This window comes from Oceanicaulis sp., assembly GCF_051859625.1.
Classification (GTDB): domain Bacteria; phylum Pseudomonadota; class Alphaproteobacteria; order Caulobacterales; family Maricaulaceae; genus Oceanicaulis.
In genome coordinates, this window is sequence record NZ_JBHYFH010000001.1 from 436,448 (window position 1) to 456,113 (window position 19,666).

The following is a 19,666-nucleotide window of genomic DNA, read 5'->3' on the forward strand; positions in this document are numbered from 1 at the left end:
GGGTTACAATGGTCCTAACCTGTTGCGGACCCCGTTTTACCGCATGATAACTAAGAATCTCGTGAAAAACGGACCCCGAAAACAAGAACAGATTGAGAACAGATTGGCCGAGACGTTAACCTTTGGCGACGCTAACGCTCGGAAAGACAAGATCAGAGGGCCTATAAGCCGGGTTCTGTCCCATGCCGTCCCATAAAGGACGACCGGGGGCGACCATTCCTCTAGGACGCCGCTTGCACGACGCCTCCAGCGACCTACCCGGACCTCGACGCGGAGGCGCGTCTGTCTCGCCGAAGCGAAACGCGGGTCCCTATTCGGTCTTGCTCCAGGCGGGGCTTGCCGTGCCCCCTTCCTTGCGGTCGGGGCGGTGGGCTCTTACCCCACCGTTTCACCCTTACCGCGCCGAAACGCGGCGGTCTGATTTCTGCGGCGCTGTCCCTGAACCGGTCGCCCGGCCCGCCGGGATTTCCCCGGCGCCTTGCCTCCATGGAGCCCGGACTTTCCTCTCCTGCAGGGTTTCCCCTCTCGCAGCAGCGGCCGCCCAGCCCTCTGATATCCCATCCCATCACGAAAAAGGCCGCCGCGGTCAAGCGCGACGGCCAGTCTTCCATGAAGCGAGGTACAGCGTGTCAGTTCACAGAGAGGCTGATCTGCACGCCCTCATCGGTGACGGCGACGGCCGCATCCGCAAACTGGGGCGGGCCGAAATTCATCGGCGGGTCATTGGAAATGGTGATCGGCTCCGCGGGGATGCCGAACGCCATGGTGCGCATCTCGCCGTCGCCTTCCGGGTCGCGCCAGACCTGAACCGCCCATTGTCCGGCCGGCACATCCTCGAACACGAAAACATCTTCTGCTGACGCCGCCCGGCGCTGGCCATGTTCGCAAGCGCCGCTCAGAAACGTGTCTTCCGAGCAGAGCGAGACATACATATCGCCTTCGGGGGTCGGGGTGCTGACGCTGACAGACACAGAACCCAGGGCGGCGATGAGGGACAACAACATGGGACAAGCTCCTTTGCTTTGTTGTCCCCAGACTGCCCCGCCCTCGCCCGACGATCAGGTTGCAGGCGTCACCCTTTTGAGATGACAGATGTCACCTCTCGCCGCAGCCCTTCGATCAGGGCGCAGGTCTCGTCATCCGCCACGCCGTCCAGCCGTTCAGGCCTGAAGCGGCGCTGGAACGCCTGAACCGCCGCTTTCAGCTCAGCGTCATACGGACCATCACGCTCCACGCCATACCCGATCTCGCGCAGCGCCTGACGCAGAGCGTCGACGGCGTCTCCCTGTTCACCGGGCGAACACGGAGAGAAGCCGGGATCAGCCGGCTCGGGCCACAGACCGACGCCCGCCTCGGCGAAGCGCTTCCAGGGAAATTTCTCGCCCGGATCCTGCTTGCGATCCGGCGCCAGATCGGAATGCCCGATCACATCGCACGCCTGGATGGGATGGCGCGCGAGAATGCCCTGGCTCAGCGTCAGCACCGCCTCGATCTGGGCGTCGGGAAAATCGGGCAGACCAAAATCATGGCCTCCATTGACGATCTCGATGCCGATGGAGGCGGAATTGATCTCGCTGCAGCCGCGCCAGACGCCCTTGCCCGCATGCCAGGCGCGCTTGTCCTCGCTCACAAGCTGGAAGACGCGGCCATCCTCCTCGACCACATAATGCGCGCTCACAGAGAACTCTGGATCACACAGACGCTCGATCGCGGCGTCGCCGGTCTCCATGCCGGTATAGTGCAAAACTAGCATCGACAGCGGCAGGCGTCGGTCATTGAAATTGGGCGACGGGCGCTTGATCACGGCCATGCGTCTCTCCTGCTAGCGCGGGCGTCCCATGGGCGTTGTGGGATCCACCGTCTTGGCGCGCCGCGCCGCGACCACGCCAACGCCGGCCAGCGCCAGAACGCCGCCCACGATCAATTGCCAGGTGACCGGATCGCCCAGCAGCACCACGCCCAGAATGACGCCGATCAGCGGCCCCATCAGGGTCAAAGGCGCGATGAGGGAGGCGTCATACCGGCGCAGCAGATAATAGAACGATCCGTGCCCGAAGATGTTCACCAGCAGCACGGTGAAGGCCAGCGAACCCACAAACAGCCAGCCGCCGTCCAGAGAGGCGGCGATCTGATCGCGCTCAAACAACAGCGTCATGGCCAGAAGCGGCGGCCAGGAAATCAGCCCGATCCAGGCCTGAAGCGACATGGCGGACATGTCCGCCTTCTTCACCAGAATGGAGCCCGCCGCCGCGGCGAACGCCGCGCCGACCCCGGCCAGAAGGCCGGCGGTGAAAGAAAACTCAGCCGGTTTGAGAACCACCAGCGCAGCGCCGGCGAACGCGATCGCCATGCCGCTGCCGCGCACCCAGCGCACCCGCTCTTGCAGGAAGATAATGGACAAAACCGTGGTGAAGGGCACCGCCAGCTGGACGACAATGGCGATGGCGGAGGGCGACGCGTAACGCAGCCCGACAAACAAAAGCGCGAACTGGATCGCGCCCATGGTCAGCGCCGCCCCGATCACCACGCCCATATGACGCGGCACGGGCCTGAGCCACGGCCCGAGCACCGCATAAAGCAGGAAGAAGCGCAGGAAGGCGAAGAAGAAGGGCGGGCTGCCCTCAAAGCCTTCCACCAGAACGGGCGTGCCGGACAGGGACCATTTCGCAACGACGAAATTCAGTCCCCAGACGAGGCAGACACCAAAGAGAAGAGCGAAATGGCGAAGTGACATAGCCTCGCTCTAAGCGAGCCCGCCCTCGCCCGCAAGCAGTGTATCGCTCACGATCAATTTCTGAATGTTAGCCTCGGCGCGCCTGGGAGGCGCGCCCTCAGGCCAAGCTAGACGCCGCGCGCCTGGTCTTCGCCGTCAACGGTCCAGCCGTGCGGGCCACGATGCGCGTCGAGCACAGTCCGGTCCGTCTGTTTGCGAGAGCGTTTGACCACTTTGCGATACGCCCAGTAGCCCGCAGCGCCGACCGCGGCGAGCCCTGCGACGACGAAAGCCGCCATGGTGAGAAACGCCGCCAGCACCAGAACCAGACCGATCACCGCCACAGCCGCCAGCCCTGCAAACAGCGCGCGCAAGCCATTCATCAGGCCGCCGGCATCATAAGTCTGTTGGTGCGTCATCACGATATCTCCACGGTGAGTCAGTCGTCCCCGCCTTGTCTATAGTTTGGGGGTTCAACGCCTCAGGTCAATGCTAGAGCCTCTTGCGTGAAAGAATTGTCATTCAGCCGGAGCGCCCAGTCCTTTCACATCACGCTTGCGGGTGATCGCAGCGTAAGCCGCGTTGATCACCGCCATCTTCTCCACAGCGATGCGCTGCATCTCGGCGGGCGCCCCGCGCGCGATGAGCCGGTCGGGGTGATTTTGTGAGGCGACCTTGCGGTAGGCGGTCTTCACCGCCTGCTCATCGGCGTCCCGGTCTATGCCCAGGATCACATAAGGGTCGTCTTCAGGCGCGCCCAGATGCGCCACGCGGATCCGGTCATATTCGCGCGCGGTGAACCCGAACAAATCCGCCACCCGCGACAGGAAGTCATCTTCATCCTGCGTGACGCGGCCATCGGCCTTGGCGATGTGGAACAGGCCGTCCAGAACGTCTTCCAGCACCGCCGGATGGTCCTTGAACCGCCGCGCCAGCCGGCGCGCATAGCCGTCAAAGCCCAGGGTCGTCTGCTTGGCGAGATCAAACGCGCGACGCAGGGAGGCTTCAAAACCGGGCGGCGCCTGAAACACCTGCAGGAAGGCGCGCTCTTCATTGCGCGTCACCACGCCGTCGGCCTTGGCCATCTTGGCGCCCAGCCCGATCAGGGCCATGGCGAATTCCGCGTCATCGACCGCACGGCCGGGCGGGCAATCCTCGCCCCGGCATTCAAACGGGTCGCGATGCCCGGTGATCAGGTCGGCCAGTTTGCGCCAAAAGCTCATCCCCCTGCCTCCTGTATCGGAGCGCCGGTCGGGCTGCGTGGAGTTAGAAAGCTACGCTGCATCCGCGAAATATTACCCAAAAGCGGGCGCTGACGCCATGATTTCGCGCATCAGAATACGGGTGCGGGGTGCGGCCGCGTTCTTGCTCTGTCCGGGCAAGCTGTGCTGTTCATAACAAAAGGCCGACACACTCGCCGCCAAGGAGCACCGCGTGACCCAATCTGACGCCGCCCAAGCTGAATGGGAAATCTGGATTGACCGCGGCGGCACGTTCACCGATGTGATCGGGCGTTCCCCTGAAGGGGATCTGAAGGCGCTCAAACTCCTCTCGAACTCAGACGCTTATGAAGACGCCGCCACAGAAGGCGTCCGGCGTTTGCTGGGCGTGTCGACCGGCGAAGCGCTGCCGCAGGGCGCTCTGGCGGCGGTGAAGATGGGCACGACCGTGGCCACCAACGCCCTTCTGGAGCTGGACGGCGCGAAAACCCTTTTTCTGGTGACGCGCGGCTTCGGCGACCTGCTGATCATCGGCGACCAGACCCGGCCCGATATTTTCGCGCTCGACATCAAACGCCCCTCGCCGCTGCCTGCGCGAACGGTCGAGCTTGACGGTCGTCTGTCCACCCGGGGCGAAGAGGTGACCGCGCTTGACCTTGACGCCGCCAGGGCTGCGCTGGAGCAAGCGCGTGCAGACGGCTTTGACAGCATCGCGATCGCCTTCATGAACGCGCATGTGAACGACGCCCATGAACAGGCCGTCGCCGAGTTGGCCCGGGAGATCGGCTTTGACCATGTCACCCGCTCCAGCGAGGCGAGCCCCCTGATCAAGCTGGTTCCGCGCGCCTCGACCGCGGTGATCGACGCCTATCTTGAGCCGGTGCTGCGCGATTATGTAGGCCGGGTGGACAAGGGCCTTGAAGGCGCCCCGCTCTATTTCATGCAGTCGGGCGGCGGCCTGTCGAGCGCCAGGCATTTCAAGGCGCGCAACGCCGTCCTGTCCGGTCCTGCGGGCGGCGTGGTGGGCATGGCCCTGACCGCCAAGTCGGCGGGCTATGACACGGTGATCGGCTTTGACATGGGCGGCACCTCCACCGACGTGTCACGCTATGACGGCGAGAGCTATGCGCGCACAGACATGGCGAACCTCGACGGTCGGCAATTGCGCGCGCCCATGCTCAGCGTGCACACCGTCGCGGCCGGCGGCGGCTCCGTGCTCGACTTTGACGGCGAACGCGCCCGTGTGGGCCCGCGCAGCGCCGGCGCGGATCCGGGACCGGCCTGCTATGGCCGCGGCGGCCCGGCGGCGGTGACGGACGCCAATGTGGTGCTGGGCCGCATCCAGCCGGACTGGTTTCCCAAAGTGTTCGGCCCGAACCATGACCAGCCGCTGGATGTGAACGCCGCACGCAAGGCCCTGGGCGAGCTGGCGGACAAGATGGGGCTCGACAGTCCTGAAGCCGCCGCCGAGGGGTTTTTGTCGGTCGCCATCGAAGCCATGGCCGACGCCATCAAACAGATCTCGACCGCCCAGGGCGTAGATCCGCGCGGCTATGCGCTCAACGCCTTTGGCGGCGCGGGCGGCCAGCACGCCTGCAAGGTGGCGGAAGCTCTGGGCATGCGCACAGCGCTCATTCACCCCAAGGCGGGTCTTCTGTCTGCTTACGGGATCGGCTTGGCGCCCTTGCGCGATACACGGCAAGCGGGCCTTGAGATCGTCTTTGATGATGCGGGGCTGCAATCCGCCGAGCGTACGCTGCAGGCTCTGGAAACCGAAGCGCTGCAATCGCTGAAAGTCCAGAGCGCGCGAGACATTTCAGTCGCCAAGGAAGTGCGAATCCGGGTTCAGGGCTCTGACACCGCCCTGCCCGTGGCGTGGGGCGATGAAGCGCAGATGCGCCGTGATTTTGACGCCGCGCACAGCCAGCTCTTTGGCTTCACGCCTGATGACGCCGTGCTGATCCTTGATTCCGCCGCCGCTGACGCTGAAGGCGCCCCCGCGGGCGCGCCCCGCGCCGAAGCCGATCTGGCCGCTCAGTCCGGCGCACCCTCTCCGCGAGCCGAGGCCGGGATGCATAGCATGGGCGAGAGCCGAAGCGTGCCCGTCTTTGATCTTGAGGATCTGGGCGCCGAGGCCCGCGTGACAGGGCCGGCGCTGATCATGGACGCCAACCAGACCATCGTGCTTGATCCGGGCTGGCGCGCCGACCGGCTGGCGGACGGCATGCTCGTTCTGACCCACGAGGCCGCCGCGCCCTTGCAGGCTGGCGATACGCGTCTTGATCCGATCCGGCTGGAGCTGTTCAATCGCCGCTTCATGTCCATCGCCGAGCAGATGGGCGTGGTGCTCGAACGCACGGCGCACTCTGTCAACATCAAGGAACGCCTCGATTTTTCCTGCGCGGTGTTTGACGCCGAGGGCGGGCTGGTCGCCAACGCCCCTCACATGCCGGTGCATCTGGGCTCCATGTCCGCCAGCGTGCTGGCGGCGGTCGAAGCGCATCCCGATCTCGGCCCCGGCGACGCGGTTGCGGTCAACGCGCCCTATAATGGCGGCACCCATCTGCCGGATGTGACGGTGATCCAGCCGGTCTGCGACGAAACCGGCGAACGCATGTTCTATGTGGCGTCGCGCGGTCACCATGCTGATATCGGCGGCATCGCGCCGGGCTCCATGCCGCCCTTCTCCAAAACGATTGACGAGGAAGGCGTGATCTTCGACAGCGTCAAGATCCTTCACGAAGGCCGGTTCGACGAACAGGCTGTGCGCGAGGTTCTGGCGTCCGGCGCCTATCCCGCCCGCAATCCCGATCAGAACATCGCCGACCTCAAGGCCCAGCTCGCCGCCTGCTCGAAGGGCGCAGCCGAGCTACGCAAGCTCAACGCGCTGGACGGCACAGCTGTGGTCCGCGCCTATATGGGCCATGTGCAGGATAACGCCGAACGCGCGGTGCGCCGCGTGATCGAGGCGCTGTCGAATGGCGAAGCGGAGATGCGGCTTGAAGACGGCGCGGTCATCCGCGTGAAGATCAGCGTCGATCAGTCAGATCGCACCGCCATCATCGATTTCACCGGCACCTCTGAACAGCGCCCCAGCAACTTCAACGCCCCGAGCGCCGTCACCCGCGCGGCGGTGCTGTATGTGCTGCGGTGCCTGGTGGATGACGCCATCCCGCTCAATGAGGGCTGCCTGAAACCCATCACCCTGATCGTGCCCGAAGGCAGCTTGCTCAATCCCGTCCCGCCCGCCGCTGTGGTGGCCGGCAATGTGGAGACCAGCCAGCTGGTGGTGGACGCCCTGTTCATGGCGACCGGCCGCATGGCCTGCGCCCAGGGCAGCATGAATAACTTCACCTTCGGCGATGAGACCCGGCAGTATTACGAGACGATCTGCGGCGGCGCCGGCGCGGGCTATCGCGCGGACGGGTCAGGCTTCGCCGGCGCCAGCGCCGTGCACACGCACATGACCAATTCGCGCCTGACCGACCCTGAAGTGCTGGAAGCGCGCTATCCGGTGCGCCTGCTCGAGCATTCGGTGCGCAAGGGCTCTGGCGGCGACGGCGCGTTCAAGGGCGGCGACGGATCGGTGCGACGCATCATGTTTCTGGACCCCATGCAGGCGGCGCTTCTGTCCGGCCGACGGACCGAGCATCCCGCCGGCCTGAACGGCGGATCACCCGGCGCGACAGGCGCGCAGGCCCTGTTGCGCAAGGACGGAACACGCCAGAATCTGGAGGCTCTGTTCAGACTTGATGTCGAAGCGGGCGAGAGCGTTGAAATCCTGACGCCGGGCGGCGGCGGAGCTGGAGCCTAACCTATTCATTTTCCACAATGTATACGCATAAAACTGCTTATGGTTACACTAAATGCGTTCACTGTGGTGAATTCGGCTTTTTTCACCCGCCGACTTCCATAAGTTCCTAACAAGTTTGAAGGATTCCATCAGGAGACTTGGGTGTTCCGAGTCGCATACCGCAGCGTGCTGCGCGCCGATCTCGGCGTAGCGGAAATCGACTCATTGCTCAGCAGCAGCGAGGCGCATAATCGAGATGTGGAGGTGACCTCCGCCTTCTTGATGAATGAGAGGCGAGTCCTGCATGCGCTCGAAGGCCCGCCCAAGACCATCCGCTCCATCCTTGAATGCATCTGGGATGACCGGCGCAATGAGGAATTCTCCATTCTGGACATCGCGCATGGAGAAGCCGCGCTGTTCCCGGACTGGCCGCTGAAAGTGATCACGGCGGAAACCCTGAAGGCGAACGCAAGCCTTCGAAACCATGAGGGCGTCACTTGGCTCGCCAATCTGGAGGGCGGACTGGATGCGTATTTTGCACCATCCCCGCCTGAGGACAGCGCATAGCGCGGCGCGCTGCGCCCACAACCACCGCCTTCGTCGCGCCTCGATCATATTAAAATGCGTTAAGAATGATCCAGCGCCGCGAGCGCTGCGTAACCATGGGTGTTCCAGCGAGACTGGAATGCCTGTCGGCCAAACGCCAGCAGGTTTGATCCTCACCCTTATGGGAGACAGACATGCGTACTTTGACTGCTCTGACCGCCGCCGCTCTGAGCGCCGCCCTCGCCGCCCCGGCCATGGCGATCGACGCCGGCGCCGCTTCCGCCCCCAAAGTGACCAAAGACCACCATGCCAGCCAGCCTTCCATCGTGGCGATCGCCACTGGTGACGAAAGCTTCTCCACGCTGGTGACCGCGCTGCAGACCGCCGAGCTGGTCGACGCGCTGTCCGGCGACGGCCCCTTCACCGTCTTCGCCCCGACCAATGACGCGTTCGCCGCTGTGGGCTCTGACACCCTCAACGCATTGCTGCAGCCGGAAAACCGCGATCAGCTGACCTCGATCCTGACCTATCATGTGGTTCAGGGCGAATACATGGCCGCCGGCACGGCGCCAGGCACGTATGACCTGACCACCTTGCAAGGCGACACCGTGAACGTGGTCGTGGCCGCTGACGGCTCCGTCATGGTCGACGGCGCTTCGGTCATCGCCGCCGATGTCGACGCATCCAATGGCGTCGTACACGTCATCGACAGCGTGATCATGCCGGGTCAGTAATCCGATCCGGTCAGCCCTGGCGTCCCATCCCCCGGACGCCAGGGCATTTTTCTAGCTCTTAGTCTGCAGACGCCGTTGGCGCTGTCTTGCCCTTGCGGCGACGAACCGGCGGACGCCGCAAAGCGCGCACATGGGATTCGATATGGTCGATGATAATCTCGGCCACGTCCTTGCCGCTCGACTTCTCGATGCCTTCAATGCCGGGTGACGAGTTCACCTCAAGCACTTTCGGGCCTTCATCCGAGCGCAGCAGATCCACACCCGCCACGGACAGACCCAGCGCGCGCGCCGCCTTCACCGCCGCCGCACGTTCTTCTTTCGAGATTCGCACACGGCTCGCCTGACCGCCCCGGTGCAGGTTGGAGCGGAACTCGCCGGGCTGGGCCTCGCGCTTCATCGCCGCAACCACCTTGTTGCCGATGACGAAACAGCGGATGTCGACGCCCGAGGCTTCCTTGACGAAATCCTGAACGATGAAGTTGGCGTCCAGACCGCGGAAGGCGTCGATCACCGATTCCGCCGCCTTGCCGGTCTCCGCCAGGATCACGCCGCGTCCTTGCGTGCTTTCCAGAAGCTTCACCACCAGCGGCGCGCCGCCCACGTGCTCGATCAGGTTCTTGGTGTCTTTGGGCGAGTGCGCGAAAGCCGTGGTCGGCATGCCGATGCCGGCGCTCGCCAGCACCTGATGCGCATAGAGCTTGTCGCGGCTGGCGCCGATGGATTCTGGCGTGTTGAGGATATAGGCGCCGGTCATGGCGAACTGGCGCAGCACCGCCATGCCGTAATTGGTCATCGAGGCGCCGATGCGCGGAATGACCGCGTCATAGCGCGGCAGGCGGCGACCATCATAATAGATCGCAGGCGACAGCGCGTTGATCGCCATGGTGCACCGCGCCGTGTTGATCATCTCCGCCACATGGCCTTGCGCTTCTGCGGCTTCCTTCAGACGCTGGGAGGAATAGTTTTTCGGCTCGCGGGTCAGAATGGCGATCCGTAGCGGACGGTGCACCGGCTTGCTGCGCGGCAAGTGCTGATAGAGGTCATAGCTCAGCTCCTTTTGCGCGCAAGACTGGGTGGGGCTGACCACCATGTCGTCCAGAATCGCCGTTCGGCCCAGCAGCATGCGATACGCCATGCTCTCACGATTGGTCAGCGTGACCTCGATCGGCCAGGTGCGTTCGCCAATGGTGACATTGGCTTCAATCACCCAGCGCAACTCTGTCTCGCCATTTGACGAGGTGACTTCACGGCGATCCACAGCCGGCGCCGCGCACACCACTTCCAGGTCCGGCTGGTCGGGAATGGGGTGCATGACGAAGCGGACCTGAGGGTTATCCTCCGGCCCGAAAGGCTCGATGGCGACCGCATGCAATGCGCTCGTCTTGGCCCCCGTATCGATTTTGGCCTTGATCGCCGGAAGTGCGAGCCCCGAAAACGAGGCCCATTCTTCCCAGCCCAGAACGAACGGCTCATCAGTCATGCCGTGAGGACCTCCAGTAAGATCGGAAAAGGGGGATGGGTTACAGCGCTGCTAGTGTTTCGTCCATCGCCTATGGACGCAAGGCTTGATTATTCGCGTTTCGGAAACGCTGCCTGTCTGAAACCGCGCTCGTCATCTGCGTCCTGGGCCCCCATGTTCAGGCCTGAAGCCGACACAGGAGCCAGATATGAGCCCGCAATTGCGTCCGATCGTGAAGATCACCCAAGGCATGCCGACCTCTGACGGCGCCGGGGTGAAGCTGACCCGCCTGCTGGGCACGCCCGATCTGCGCGTGCTGGACCCGTTCCTGATGCTCGACAAGTTCCACTCCGACAATCCCGGCGATTATCTGGCGGGTTTCCCGCCGCATCCGCACCGCGGCTTTGAAACCGTCACCTACATGGTCGAAGGCCGGATGCGCCACCAGGACAATAAAGGCCATGAAGGCGTGATCGAGCCGGGCGGCGTGCAATGGATGACCGCCGCGCGCGGCATTGTGCATTCGGAAATGCCCGAGCAGGAAGACGGGTTGATGAGCGGCTTCCAGCTCTGGGTGAACCTGCCCAAGGCCGAGAAGATGAAAGACCCCGCCTATCAGGAGTTTGACGAGGAGCGCGTCCCCTCAGACATCCGCGACGGCGTGGTCGCGAAAATCGTCACGGGGCAGACCTCGACCGGCGTCAAAGGCCCCGTCACAGATGTGACCGTTGAGCCGCTTTACGCCGAACTCCGCATGGAGCCGGGCGCAGTCTTTGAGGAACCGATCCCGGACGCGAAGACCGCCTTCCTTGCCGTTCACACGGGCGACGTGGAAGCGGGCGGCATGAAGCTCAAAGAGGCCCAGCTGGGCGTGTTCGGACGTGGCGATGCGATCCGCATCAAGGCCGGGCCTGAAGGCGCGCGCCTGATGCTGGCCGCCGGAAAGCCCATTGGCGAGCCTATCGTCTGGGGCGGCCCCTTCGTGATGACCACCGAAGGCGAAGTGCGCCAGGCCATGCTCGATTACCAGCAGGGCCGGTTCTAGGCGCTCGCCGGTTAACTCTGGGCCGATCCATTCATTTGCAGGGGCGCAACAAAGGAGAGACCACACCATGGGATTGCTTGTAGACGGCGTCTGGCAGGACAAATGGTATGACACCAAATCCACTGGCGGGCGGTTCAAACGCTCCGAGGCGATGTTTCGCAACTGGGTGACCGCAGACGGCTCAGCCGGACCGACCGGCGAAGCCGGGTTCAAGGCCGAGCCGGGCCGCTATCATCTTTATGTCTCCCTCGCCTGCCCCTGGGCGCACCGCACCTTGATCTTCCGGCGCCTGAAGGGCCTGGAAGACATGATCGACGTGTCGGTGGTTCACTGGCTGATGCGCGAGAACGGCTGGACCTTCAAGGACGGCCCCGGCGTCATTGCCGACCCGCTGCACGGCGCCGAGTTCATGCACCAGGTCTACACCGCCGCCAAATCTGACTATTCGGGCCGCGTGACCGTGCCGGTGCTGTGGGACAAGAAGACCAACACGATCGTCTCCAATGAGAGCGCGGACATCATCCGCATGTTCAACTCGGCCTTTGACGAGGTGGGCGCCAAGCCGGGTGATTACTATCCTGAAGCGCTGCGTGAAGAGATCGGGACCGTCAATGAGCGCGTCTATCACGAGATAAATAACGGCGTTTACAAATCCGGCTTCGCCACCACCCAGGACGCCTATGAAGAGGCGGTGACCACGCTGTTTGATGCGCTCGACTGGATCGAGGACCGGTTGTCAGACGGCCGCGCCTATCTGATGGGCGAGGAGGTCACTGAAGCCGACTGGCGTCTTTACACGACCCTGGTGCGCTTTGACCCGGTCTATCACGGCCATTTCAAGTGCAATCTCAAGCGCCTGATCGACTATCCCAACATCAACGCCTATGCCCGCCGCCTGCATACGCAGCATGGGGTGGCCGACGTGTTCAATCTCGAACACGCCAAGCGGCACTATTATGAAAGCCACGACATGATCAATCCGACAGCCGTGGTCCCGCTGGGCCCGGACGTTCATGTGGCGGACGGCGACGCCGAATAGTCAGTACGTGAAGAGGGCGGCGAGCGCCATCAGGAAGGCCAAGACGGCATGAGCCGTCCAGGAGCCTGCCGGAGCGCCGCCGCCTTTGAACGTACGCTCGAAGAAATCCATGTCCTCTTCCGCCGTTTGGCGCGCAATGCTCGCTGCGGCGTTCACGCCGAATGCATACAGCGCCAGGCTGGCGAACAAGCACATGGAATGCTCCACGCCCTCATTCTCGAGTTGCATATAGTCACCCGACAGCACAGCTGCGGAAATGACGCGTAATTCACCTCCCACAAAGAGATTGTCAAACACCCAGACCGCGCCCAGAAAAAACAGATAACTCAGAAAGGTAGGAACGAAGACCGGTTCCCGACGCCTGACCCAAGGCACCACGAAGAGCGATGCGAAGATCAGCGCGTAGATCAGCATCACCACGATGTAGAAGAAAATCTTCAGGACGATGTTCTGGGAGGCCCAGCGAAAAATGACCTGGATGATCTGTTGCACGCCCGTGAGGACAGACGCGATCCCTGCCCAAACATCTGACATATCCGGCGTAGGCAGCTTGGCCGCCTGTGGCTCGAAACTCAGAGCGAATTCCACCCCAAAAAACGTCGTCGCAACGGCCCAGACGAATGTTCCCACCGCAATCAGGCTCGCCAGAAAGCCCAGAACTCTCTCAAATGTGCTCATACCACCCCACCCCAACACACTATGGAGGAGAAGCATGACAACTCAAAGACGCAGACACGATATCTGCTCTTGAAGAGTTATTCCGCCGCTTCTGCTGAGGCTGCGGCCTCGGCGTCGGGCTCATAGCCCAGCACCGGGGCGAGTTCCTTTTCGGCGCGCTTGAGGGTCCAGCCCTTGCGTTTCGCATAGTCCTCGACCTGGTCCCTGGCGACCCGGCCCACGGCGAAATACACGCTGTCAGGATGCGCGATATAAAGCCCGGACACGGACGAGGCCGGGCTCATCGCCCAGCTTTCGGTCAGCGTGATGCCGGTGCGCTCAGGCGCTTCGAGCAGTTTGAACAACAGGTCTTTTTCGGTGTGGTCAGGCTGGGCGGGATAGCCCGGCGCCGGGCGGATGCCGGCATAGGCTTCCTTGATCAGCTCTTCATTGGACAGCGTCTCATCAGACGCATAGCCCCAGATCGAGCGGCGCACGCGCTGGTGCAGGTATTCAGCGAAGGCTTCCGCGAACCGGTCAGACAGCGATTTGAACAGGATCTCGGAATAGTCGTCATTGTCCGCCTTGAAGCGGTCGATCATCGCCTGTTCGCCCTCGCCCGCCGTCACGGCGAAGCCGCCGATCCAGTCATCTTGCGTGGATGAGACGAAATCGTTGATGGCGTAGTTGGGCTTGTCGCCCTCTTTTTTCGATTGCTGACGCAAACCAAAGAAGCGCCCCGCCTCTTCAGTCCGGCTGTCATCAGCAAAGACGATCACGTCATCGCCGTCGCGCCGGGCCGGCCACAGACCGACCACGCCGCGCGGTTTCAGCCAGTCTTCCTCGACCATGGTCTTGAGCATGGCCTGCGCATCCTTGAACAGGTTGCGCGCCGCCTCGCCGCGGTTGGGATCATCCAGAATGGCCGGATAGCTGCCCTTGAGCTCCCAGGAGAAAAAGAACGGCGTCCAGTCGATATAGTCCACCAGATCCGCCAGACGGACATCGTCGATCGTGGTCAGACCCGCCTTTTGCGGCGCGACCGGCTGATACCCGCCGGCGTCGGCGTCAAAGCCGTTGGCGCGGGCGGCGTCCAGGCTGACGCGCTCGCGGCTGCCTTGCGTGCGGGCGCGGGTTTCGCGGATCTTGGCGTAGCGAGCGGAGACTTCGTCCCAGAGCGGCTGGCGTTCTTCCTTGGACAGAAGGCGCGAGACGATCCCCACCGCGCGGGAGGCGTCGGTGGCGTGAATGATCGGCGCCTTGTTGTAAGCCGGTTCGATCTTCACCGCCGTATGGGCCGGAGAGGTGGTGGCGCCGCCGATCATCAAGGGCAGGTCAAAACCCTGCCGCTCCATCTCGCTGGCCACATGCACCATTTCATCCAGCGACGGCGTGATCAGGCCGGACAGGCCGATAATGTCGGCCTTTTCGGCGCGCGCGGTCTCAAGGATCTTCTCGGCGGGCACCATCACGCCCAGATCCACCACGTCATAGCCGTTACATTGCAGCACGACGCCGACGATATTCTTGCCGATATCGTGCACGTCGCCCTTCACGGTCGCCATGATGATCTTGCCGGCGGCTTCCTTTTCAGCGCCGGACCGTTCGCGCTCCTCCTCCATATAGGGGAAGAGATAGGCCACGGCCTTTTTCATCACGCGGGCGGATTTGACGACCTGCGGCAGGAACATCTTGCCCTCGCCGAACAGATCACCGACCACGTTCATGCCCGCCATCAGCGGGCCTTCGATCACATGCAGCGGACGCTCGGCGGCCTGGCGCGCCTCTTCGGTGTCTTCGACCACATAGGCGTCGATGCCCTTGACCAGAGCGTGCTTGAGACGCTCTTCCACCGGCGCGCTGCGCCAGGCTTCGTCTTCCTTCTGCGCAGACTCGCCCGTGCCCTTGTACCGCTCGGCGGCCTCCAGCAGGCGCTCGGTGGCGTCGTCCCGGCGATTGAGGATCACATCCTCCACCAGCTCGCGCAGCTCGGGGTCGATGGCGTCATAAATGTCGAGCTGGCCAGCGTTGACGATCCCCATATCCATCCCCGCCTTGATGGCGTGATAGAGGAAGACCGAGTGCATGGCCCGGCGCACCGGCTCATTGCCGCGGAAGGAGAAGGACACGTTCGACAACCCGCCCGAGACGTGACAGCCCGGCAGGTTCTGGCGGATCCAGCGCGTGGCCTCGATGAAGTCCACCGCATAATTGTTGTGCTCCTCGATCCCCGTCGCCACCGCGAAGATATTGGGATCAAAGATGATGTCGTTGGGATCGAACCCGACCTGGTCGACCAGCGTCTTATAGGCGCGCTCGCAGATCTCGATCTTGCGCTTGGCGGTGTCCGCCTGGCCGTCCTCGTCAAAGGCCATGACCACGACCGCTGCGCCATAAGCCTTGCAGGCGCGGGCGTGCTTGAGGAACTCCGCCTCGCCTTCCTTCAGCGAGATCGAGTTGACGACCGCCTTGCCCTGCACGCATTTCAGGCCCGCCTCGATCACCTCCCATTTGGAAGAGTCGATCATCACCGGCACGCGGGCGATGTCGGGCTCGGCGGCGATCAGGTTGAGGAAGGTCGTCATGGCCTGCTTTGAATCCAGCAAGCCCTCATCCATGTTCACGTCGATGATCTGGGCGCCGGCGTCCACCTGCTGGCGCGCCACGTCGAGCGCGGCGGCGTAATCGCCCGCCTTGATCAGCTTGCGGAATTTCGCCGAGCCGGTGACGTTCGTGCGTTCGCCCACATTGACGAAAATGGCGCGAGAAGGTGAGGCGTCAGACATACGGGCTCCTCAAGCCAGCTCAAACGGTTCAAGCCCCGACAGGCGCATGGCCTGAGGGCGCTCTTTGAGCGTGCGCGGCTGACCGGTTTTGGCGTCGCGCGCGATGGCGGCGATATGGGCCGGCGTGGTGCCGCAGCAACCGCCGGCAATGTTGATCAGGCCCGATTGCGCCCAGTCCGCGATGAAGGCGGCGGTTTCGTCCGGCGTCTCGTCATACTCGCCGAACGCATTGGGCAGGCCCGCATTGGGATAGGCCAGCACATGGCAATCGGCGATGCGCGCCAGCTCGGCCACATAGGGCCGCAATTGCTTGCCGCCCAGCGCGCAGTTCAGGCCCACCGCCCAAGGCTGGGCGTGACGGACGGAATTGTAAAACGCTTCGGTGGTCTGGCCCGACAGGGTGCGCCCCGAGGCGTCGGTGATGGTGCCTGACAGGATGATCGGGATATCGGGATCGATCTTGCCCTCATTTCGCAGGTCAAGAATGGCCTTGATCGCCGCCTTGGCGTTCAGCGTGTCAAAGATCGTCTCGATCAGGAAGAAGTCCACATGCTCGGCCATGGCCAGGACCTGCTCGGCATAGGCCTCACGCACCTGGTCGAACGTCACTTCGCGAAAGCCGGGATCTTCCACATTGGGCGACAGCGACAACGTCTTGTTGGTCGGCCCGATCGCGCCCAGCACCGCCTTGGGCGAGCCGGTTTCAGCTTCGGCTTCATCCGCCGCTTCGCGCGCCAGGCGCGCGCCTTCGGACGCGATTTCGGCGGCGAGGTCTTCCATCTTGTAATCCGCCTGGGCGATGACGGTGGCGGAGAAGGTGTTGGTCTCCACCATGTCGGCGCCCGCATCGAAATACTGCTTGTGGATCGCGCGCACGGCGTCGGGCGTAGACAGGTTGAGGATATCGTTATTGCCCTGGATCGGGCAGGACCAGTCTGCAAACCGGTCGCCGCGATAGCCGGCTTCATCCAGCTTCAACGTCTGAATCTGGGTGCCCATGGCGCCATCCAGGATCAGAATGCGGGTTTGCGCCAGCGCTTCCAGCGCAGCGCGGCGTTCAGCTTTGGTCATGGCGTTCGGTCCCGTTAGGCGGCTTTGACGACGTGAGGGGGCTTTACGCCCAGAAGCGCACAGGTGGACAGCGACAGCTCAGCCCGGTTCAGCGTGTAGAAATGAAACGCCTCCGCGCCGCCCTGGCTCAGCTTTTCACACATTCCAGCCGCCAGGTGCGCCGTCACCAGCTCGCGCGTGCCGGCGTCATCTTCCAGGCCGTCATACACCGCATGGACCCGATCAGGGACATGGGCGCCGCACATCTCGGCCATGCGCACCAGGCCTTTGAAATTGGGCTGCAGCATCACGCCGGGCACGATGGGAATGTCGATCCCGGCTTTGCGCACGCGCTCGAGATAGCGAAAGAAGATGTCGGCGTCGAAAAAGAACTGGGTGATGGCGCGCGTCGCGCCCGCATCGATCTTTGCTTTCAGCATGTCCAGATCCGCGTCCCAGTCCGCGCTGTCGGGATGCTTTTCGGGGTAGCAGCCGACCGACACCTCGAAATCGCCAATGGCCTTGATGCCGGCGGTCAGGTCGGCCGAATTGCTGTAGCCGTTGGGGAAAGGCGTATACGCCTGGTCCAGTCCTTCGGGCGGATCGCCGCGCAGCGCCACGATATGGCGCACGCCGGCATTCCAGTAATCGCGGATGACCTCATCCACCTCTTCGCGGGTCGCGGACACGCAGGTCAGATGGGCCGCAGGCGCCATCTCGGTCTCAGACACGATCCGGCGCACCGTGCGGTGGGTGCGGTCTCGCGTAGAGCCGCCCGCGCCATAGGTGACAGACACAAAGTCCGGCGCCAGAGGCGAGAGCCGCGCAATGGACGACCATAATTTCGCCTCGGCTTCCTCGCTTTTAGGCGGGAAGAATTCAAAGGACACCTTCGGCCCTTGTGAAGAGGAACGGCCCATAACGGTCACCACCATCCTACCCTGGCTGCGCGTCGCACGGACACGGCGACACATCCACATAAAGATATCTTTATGCGATTATTGACGCTCGGGCAAGGCTGTATTCACTCCGGAACAGTACCTAATGGATCACACTGACTTGATATCACGGCCCCAGACACGACATTGCTCCCAACAGAATTTACGACCCAAAGGACGCTCCATGCGCATCCATGCTTTTTCCTCATACGCCGCAGTCATGCTGGCGGCGCTCAGCCTGACCGCTTGCGCATCGCGTGAACTGGCGCAGGAGACCGGCGACCCGTTCGAACCCGCCAATCGCGCTGTCTTCGCCGTCAACCAGACGCTTGATGATGTGGTGGTCGGCCCGTCCGCCCGCGCCTATGACGCCGTGACCCCTGACCCGGTCCAGACCGGCGTGCGCAATTTCATGAGCAATCTCAATCAGCCTGTGGTGTTCGCCAACGCCCTGTTGCAAGGCGATGTGCATGCCGCTGGCGACACTGTCGGCCGGTTTGTGATGAACACCACGATCGGCGTCGCGGGCGTGTTTGACGTCGCCTCTCATGAAGGCGTACCGCAGCATCGGCGCGATTTCGGCCAGACTCTCGCCGTCTGGGGCGTGGGCGACGGCCCCTATCTGGTGCTGCCATTAATTGGCCCATCCAACGTTCGCGATGCAACCGGACGCTTTGTCGATCGTTATCCTCATCCATTGAACTGGAGCGAAGAGGAATCTAGCGAGGCCTGGGCCTGGGGCCTGCGTGGCCTGAACGGAATTCAGACCCGCGCCGATCTCGATGACGCTATCGGCAGCCTCAATCGCACCGCAATTGACCCCTATGTTCAGGCCCGTTCGGCCTGGCGTCAGTCGCGTTCCGCCTTCATCGAAAACGGAGCGCGGTCCGACCCGAACTATGAAGACTTGCCTGAGTTTGAATAAGCACGCCGAAATGGCGGCAGGAGACCTCCCCATGATCAAACACATCCTCACCGCCTTCGCGTTGACGCTTCTGGCGCCCGTGGCGCTGGCGCAGTCCACGACGGCTGACGACGCAGAAGCCTTTGTCCAGAACCAAGCCAATCAGGTCATCGAAACCCTGACCGAGCTCAATTCCGGGCAAACCGATCTGCCCACAGTGCGCGCCGAATTCCGCGACCGTATCGACGCGTTGGCCGATGTGGACCGCATCTCCAATTTCGTGCTCGGCCGGTATCGCCGCACCGCCTCGGAAGACGAGTTGAATGCGTTCCGCACGGCGTTCCGCAATTACGCCATCGGCGTCTATGAAAGCGAGCTGAGCACCTATGCCGGCCAGCAGCTGGAAGTCACGGGTTCGGTCACCCGCAATCCGGGCGATTTCATCGTTCGCTCGCGCGTCTATGGCGGCCCCGACGGCCAAGAATTCGAAGTGAACTGGCGCATTCTGGACTCGAGCGGCGAGTTGAAAGCCGTGGACGTGGAAGTGCTCGGCGTCTGGCTGGCCCAGACCCAGCGCGAACAAATCCTCGCCGTGATCGGCGATCATCGCGGTGATGTCAGCGCTGCGACGTCCATGCTGCGCAATCGCGAGCCCGGCGAAGACGCCTGATCACAGTCCTCTCTCGCCCCTGAGCGCATAGAGTTGAAACGCCCGCCGGGGCGCGCTACCAGCAGCGCGCTCCGGCGGTTTCGTTTCCGGCCTGCGCGCCAAGCGCCCGCCC

General features: G+C 63.2%; 17 protein-coding genes and 1 other RNA gene. 7 read left to right on the forward strand and 11 right to left on the reverse strand.

All coding sequences use genetic code 11. The features are described 5' to 3' along the window. Positions 1–148 precede the first annotated feature (148 nt). The 6 genes from rnpB to ACTIGF_RS02175 form a co-directional block, all read right to left on the reverse strand. An RNA gene (rnpB, locus tag ACTIGF_RS02150) (RNase P RNA component class A) lies at positions 149–553 on the reverse strand. A 76-nt stretch (positions 554–629) separates the two neighbouring features. After that, positions 630–1,004, reverse strand: a complete 375-nt coding sequence (locus tag ACTIGF_RS02155) for a DUF2141 domain-containing protein (RefSeq protein ID WP_439635300.1) — start codon at positions 1,002–1,004, stop codon at positions 630–632. A 68-nt stretch (positions 1,005–1,072) separates the two neighbouring features. Then, complete coding sequence (locus ACTIGF_RS02160; RefSeq protein WP_439635301.1) at positions 1,073–1,810, reverse strand: N-acetylmuramoyl-L-alanine amidase; 738 nt, start codon at positions 1,808–1,810, stop codon at positions 1,073–1,075. A 12-nt stretch (positions 1,811–1,822) separates the two neighbouring features. Next, entirely contained in the window at positions 1,823–2,734 is a 912-nt protein-coding gene (locus ACTIGF_RS02165; RefSeq protein ID WP_439635302.1) for a DMT family transporter, read from the reverse strand. Positions 2,735–2,841: 107 nt separating this feature from the next. Next, entirely contained in the window at positions 2,842–3,132 is a 291-nt protein-coding gene (locus ACTIGF_RS02170; RefSeq protein WP_439635303.1) for a hypothetical protein, read from the reverse strand. 99 nt (positions 3,133–3,231) lie between these two features. Beyond that, entirely contained in the window at positions 3,232–3,936 is a 705-nt protein-coding gene (locus ACTIGF_RS02175; protein WP_439635304.1) for a TerB family tellurite resistance protein, read from the reverse strand. 211 nt (positions 3,937–4,147) lie between these two features. Here ACTIGF_RS02175 and ACTIGF_RS02180 point away from each other — a divergent pair, with 211 nt between their 5' ends. From ACTIGF_RS02180 to ACTIGF_RS02190, 3 genes are all read left to right on the forward strand, one after another. Next, complete coding sequence (locus ACTIGF_RS02180) at positions 4,148–7,747, forward strand: hydantoinase B/oxoprolinase family protein (protein WP_439635305.1); 3,600 nt, start codon at positions 4,148–4,150, stop codon at positions 7,745–7,747. Positions 7,748–7,888: 141 nt separating this feature from the next. Next, positions 7,889–8,293 (forward strand): BLUF domain-containing protein, encoded by a 405-nt coding sequence (locus tag ACTIGF_RS02185; protein WP_439635306.1) that lies wholly within the window; start codon positions 7,889–7,891, stop codon positions 8,291–8,293. 173 nt (positions 8,294–8,466) lie between these two features. Continuing rightward, positions 8,467–9,006, forward strand: coding sequence for a fasciclin domain-containing protein (locus tag ACTIGF_RS02190; protein WP_375548532.1), 540 nt, complete (start codon positions 8,467–8,469; stop codon positions 9,004–9,006). A 58-nt stretch (positions 9,007–9,064) separates the two neighbouring features. Here the strand turns inward: ACTIGF_RS02190 and rimK are convergent, their stop codons facing one another. Further along, complete coding sequence (rimK, locus tag ACTIGF_RS02195; RefSeq protein WP_439635307.1) at positions 9,065–10,486, reverse strand: 30S ribosomal protein S6--L-glutamate ligase; 1,422 nt, start codon at positions 10,484–10,486, stop codon at positions 9,065–9,067. 187 nt (positions 10,487–10,673) lie between these two features. On the opposite strand from rimK, the gene ACTIGF_RS02200 reads away from it, so the two are divergent. Further along, a complete protein-coding gene (locus tag ACTIGF_RS02200) occupies positions 10,674–11,510 on the forward strand; it encodes a pirin family protein (protein WP_439635308.1) in 837 nt (278 codons plus the stop codon). A 67-nt stretch (positions 11,511–11,577) separates the two neighbouring features. Beyond that, positions 11,578–12,549: a glutathione S-transferase family protein gene (locus ACTIGF_RS02205; RefSeq protein WP_439635309.1), complete on the forward strand. Its 972-nt coding sequence runs from the start codon at positions 11,578–11,580 to the stop codon at positions 12,547–12,549. On the opposite strand, the gene ACTIGF_RS02210 is transcribed toward ACTIGF_RS02205, so the two are convergent. From ACTIGF_RS02210 to metF, 4 genes are all read right to left on the reverse strand, one after another. Continuing rightward, entirely contained in the window at positions 12,550–13,227 is a 678-nt protein-coding gene (locus ACTIGF_RS02210) for a hypothetical protein (protein ID WP_439635310.1), read from the reverse strand. A 77-nt stretch (positions 13,228–13,304) separates the two neighbouring features. Further along, positions 13,305–15,992: a methionine synthase gene (gene metH, locus ACTIGF_RS02215; RefSeq protein ID WP_439635311.1), complete on the reverse strand. Its 2,688-nt coding sequence runs from the start codon at positions 15,990–15,992 to the stop codon at positions 13,305–13,307. A gap of 9 nt (positions 15,993–16,001) precedes the next feature. Further along, the gene (locus ACTIGF_RS02220) at positions 16,002–17,063 is read right to left on the reverse strand and encodes a homocysteine S-methyltransferase family protein (RefSeq protein ID WP_439635312.1); all 1,062 of its coding nucleotides are present in this window, start codon (positions 17,061–17,063) and stop codon (positions 16,002–16,004) included. A gap of 14 nt (positions 17,064–17,077) precedes the next feature. Then, entirely contained in the window at positions 17,078–17,977 is a 900-nt protein-coding gene (gene metF / locus ACTIGF_RS02225; protein WP_439635313.1) for a methylenetetrahydrofolate reductase [NAD(P)H], read from the reverse strand. Positions 17,978–18,164: 187 nt separating this feature from the next. On the opposite strand from metF, the gene ACTIGF_RS02230 reads away from it, so the two are divergent. Next, positions 18,165–18,905, forward strand: a complete 741-nt coding sequence (locus ACTIGF_RS02230) for an MlaA family lipoprotein (RefSeq protein ID WP_439635314.1) — start codon at positions 18,165–18,167, stop codon at positions 18,903–18,905. 31 nt (positions 18,906–18,936) lie between these two features. Further along, a complete protein-coding gene (locus ACTIGF_RS02235; protein WP_439635315.1) occupies positions 18,937–19,554 on the forward strand; it encodes an MlaC/ttg2D family ABC transporter substrate-binding protein in 618 nt (205 codons plus the stop codon). Positions 19,555–19,666: the final 112 nt, after the last annotated feature.

What these genes read in the sequence shown, in the direction of transcription:
- ACTIGF_RS02155 (WP_439635300.1), bottom strand. Translation starts at nt 1,004, where the DNA reads ATGTTGTTGTCCCTCATCGCCGCCCTGGGTTCTGTGTCTGTCAGCGTC.
- ACTIGF_RS02160 (WP_439635301.1), bottom strand. Translation starts at nt 1,810, where the DNA reads ATGGCCGTGATCAAGCGCCCGTCGCCCAATTTCAATGACCGACGCCTG.
- ACTIGF_RS02165 (WP_439635302.1), bottom strand. Translation starts at nt 2,734, where the DNA reads ATGTCACTTCGCCATTTCGCTCTTCTCTTTGGTGTCTGCCTCGTCTGG.
- ACTIGF_RS02170 (WP_439635303.1), bottom strand. Translation starts at nt 3,132, where the DNA reads ATGACGCACCAACAGACTTATGATGCCGGCGGCCTGATGAATGGCTTG.
- ACTIGF_RS02175 (WP_439635304.1), bottom strand. Translation starts at nt 3,936, where the DNA reads ATGAGCTTTTGGCGCAAACTGGCCGACCTGATCACCGGGCATCGCGAC.
- ACTIGF_RS02190 (WP_375548532.1), top strand. Translation starts at nt 8,467, where the DNA reads ATGCGTACTTTGACTGCTCTGACCGCCGCCGCTCTGAGCGCCGCCCTC.
- rimK (WP_439635307.1), bottom strand. Translation starts at nt 10,486, where the DNA reads ATGACTGATGAGCCGTTCGTTCTGGGCTGGGAAGAATGGGCCTCGTTT.
- ACTIGF_RS02200 (WP_439635308.1), top strand. Translation starts at nt 10,674, where the DNA reads ATGAGCCCGCAATTGCGTCCGATCGTGAAGATCACCCAAGGCATGCCG.
- ACTIGF_RS02205 (WP_439635309.1), top strand. Translation starts at nt 11,578, where the DNA reads ATGGGATTGCTTGTAGACGGCGTCTGGCAGGACAAATGGTATGACACC.
- ACTIGF_RS02210 (WP_439635310.1), bottom strand. Translation starts at nt 13,227, where the DNA reads ATGAGCACATTTGAGAGAGTTCTGGGCTTTCTGGCGAGCCTGATTGCG.
- metH (WP_439635311.1), bottom strand. Translation starts at nt 15,992, where the DNA reads ATGTCTGACGCCTCACCTTCTCGCGCCATTTTCGTCAATGTGGGCGAA.
- ACTIGF_RS02220 (WP_439635312.1), bottom strand. Translation starts at nt 17,063, where the DNA reads ATGACCAAAGCTGAACGCCGCGCTGCGCTGGAAGCGCTGGCGCAAACC.
- metF (WP_439635313.1), bottom strand. Translation starts at nt 17,977, where the DNA reads ATGGTGGTGACCGTTATGGGCCGTTCCTCTTCACAAGGGCCGAAGGTG.
- ACTIGF_RS02230 (WP_439635314.1), top strand. Translation starts at nt 18,165, where the DNA reads ATGCGCATCCATGCTTTTTCCTCATACGCCGCAGTCATGCTGGCGGCG.
- ACTIGF_RS02235 (WP_439635315.1), top strand. Translation starts at nt 18,937, where the DNA reads ATGATCAAACACATCCTCACCGCCTTCGCGTTGACGCTTCTGGCGCCC.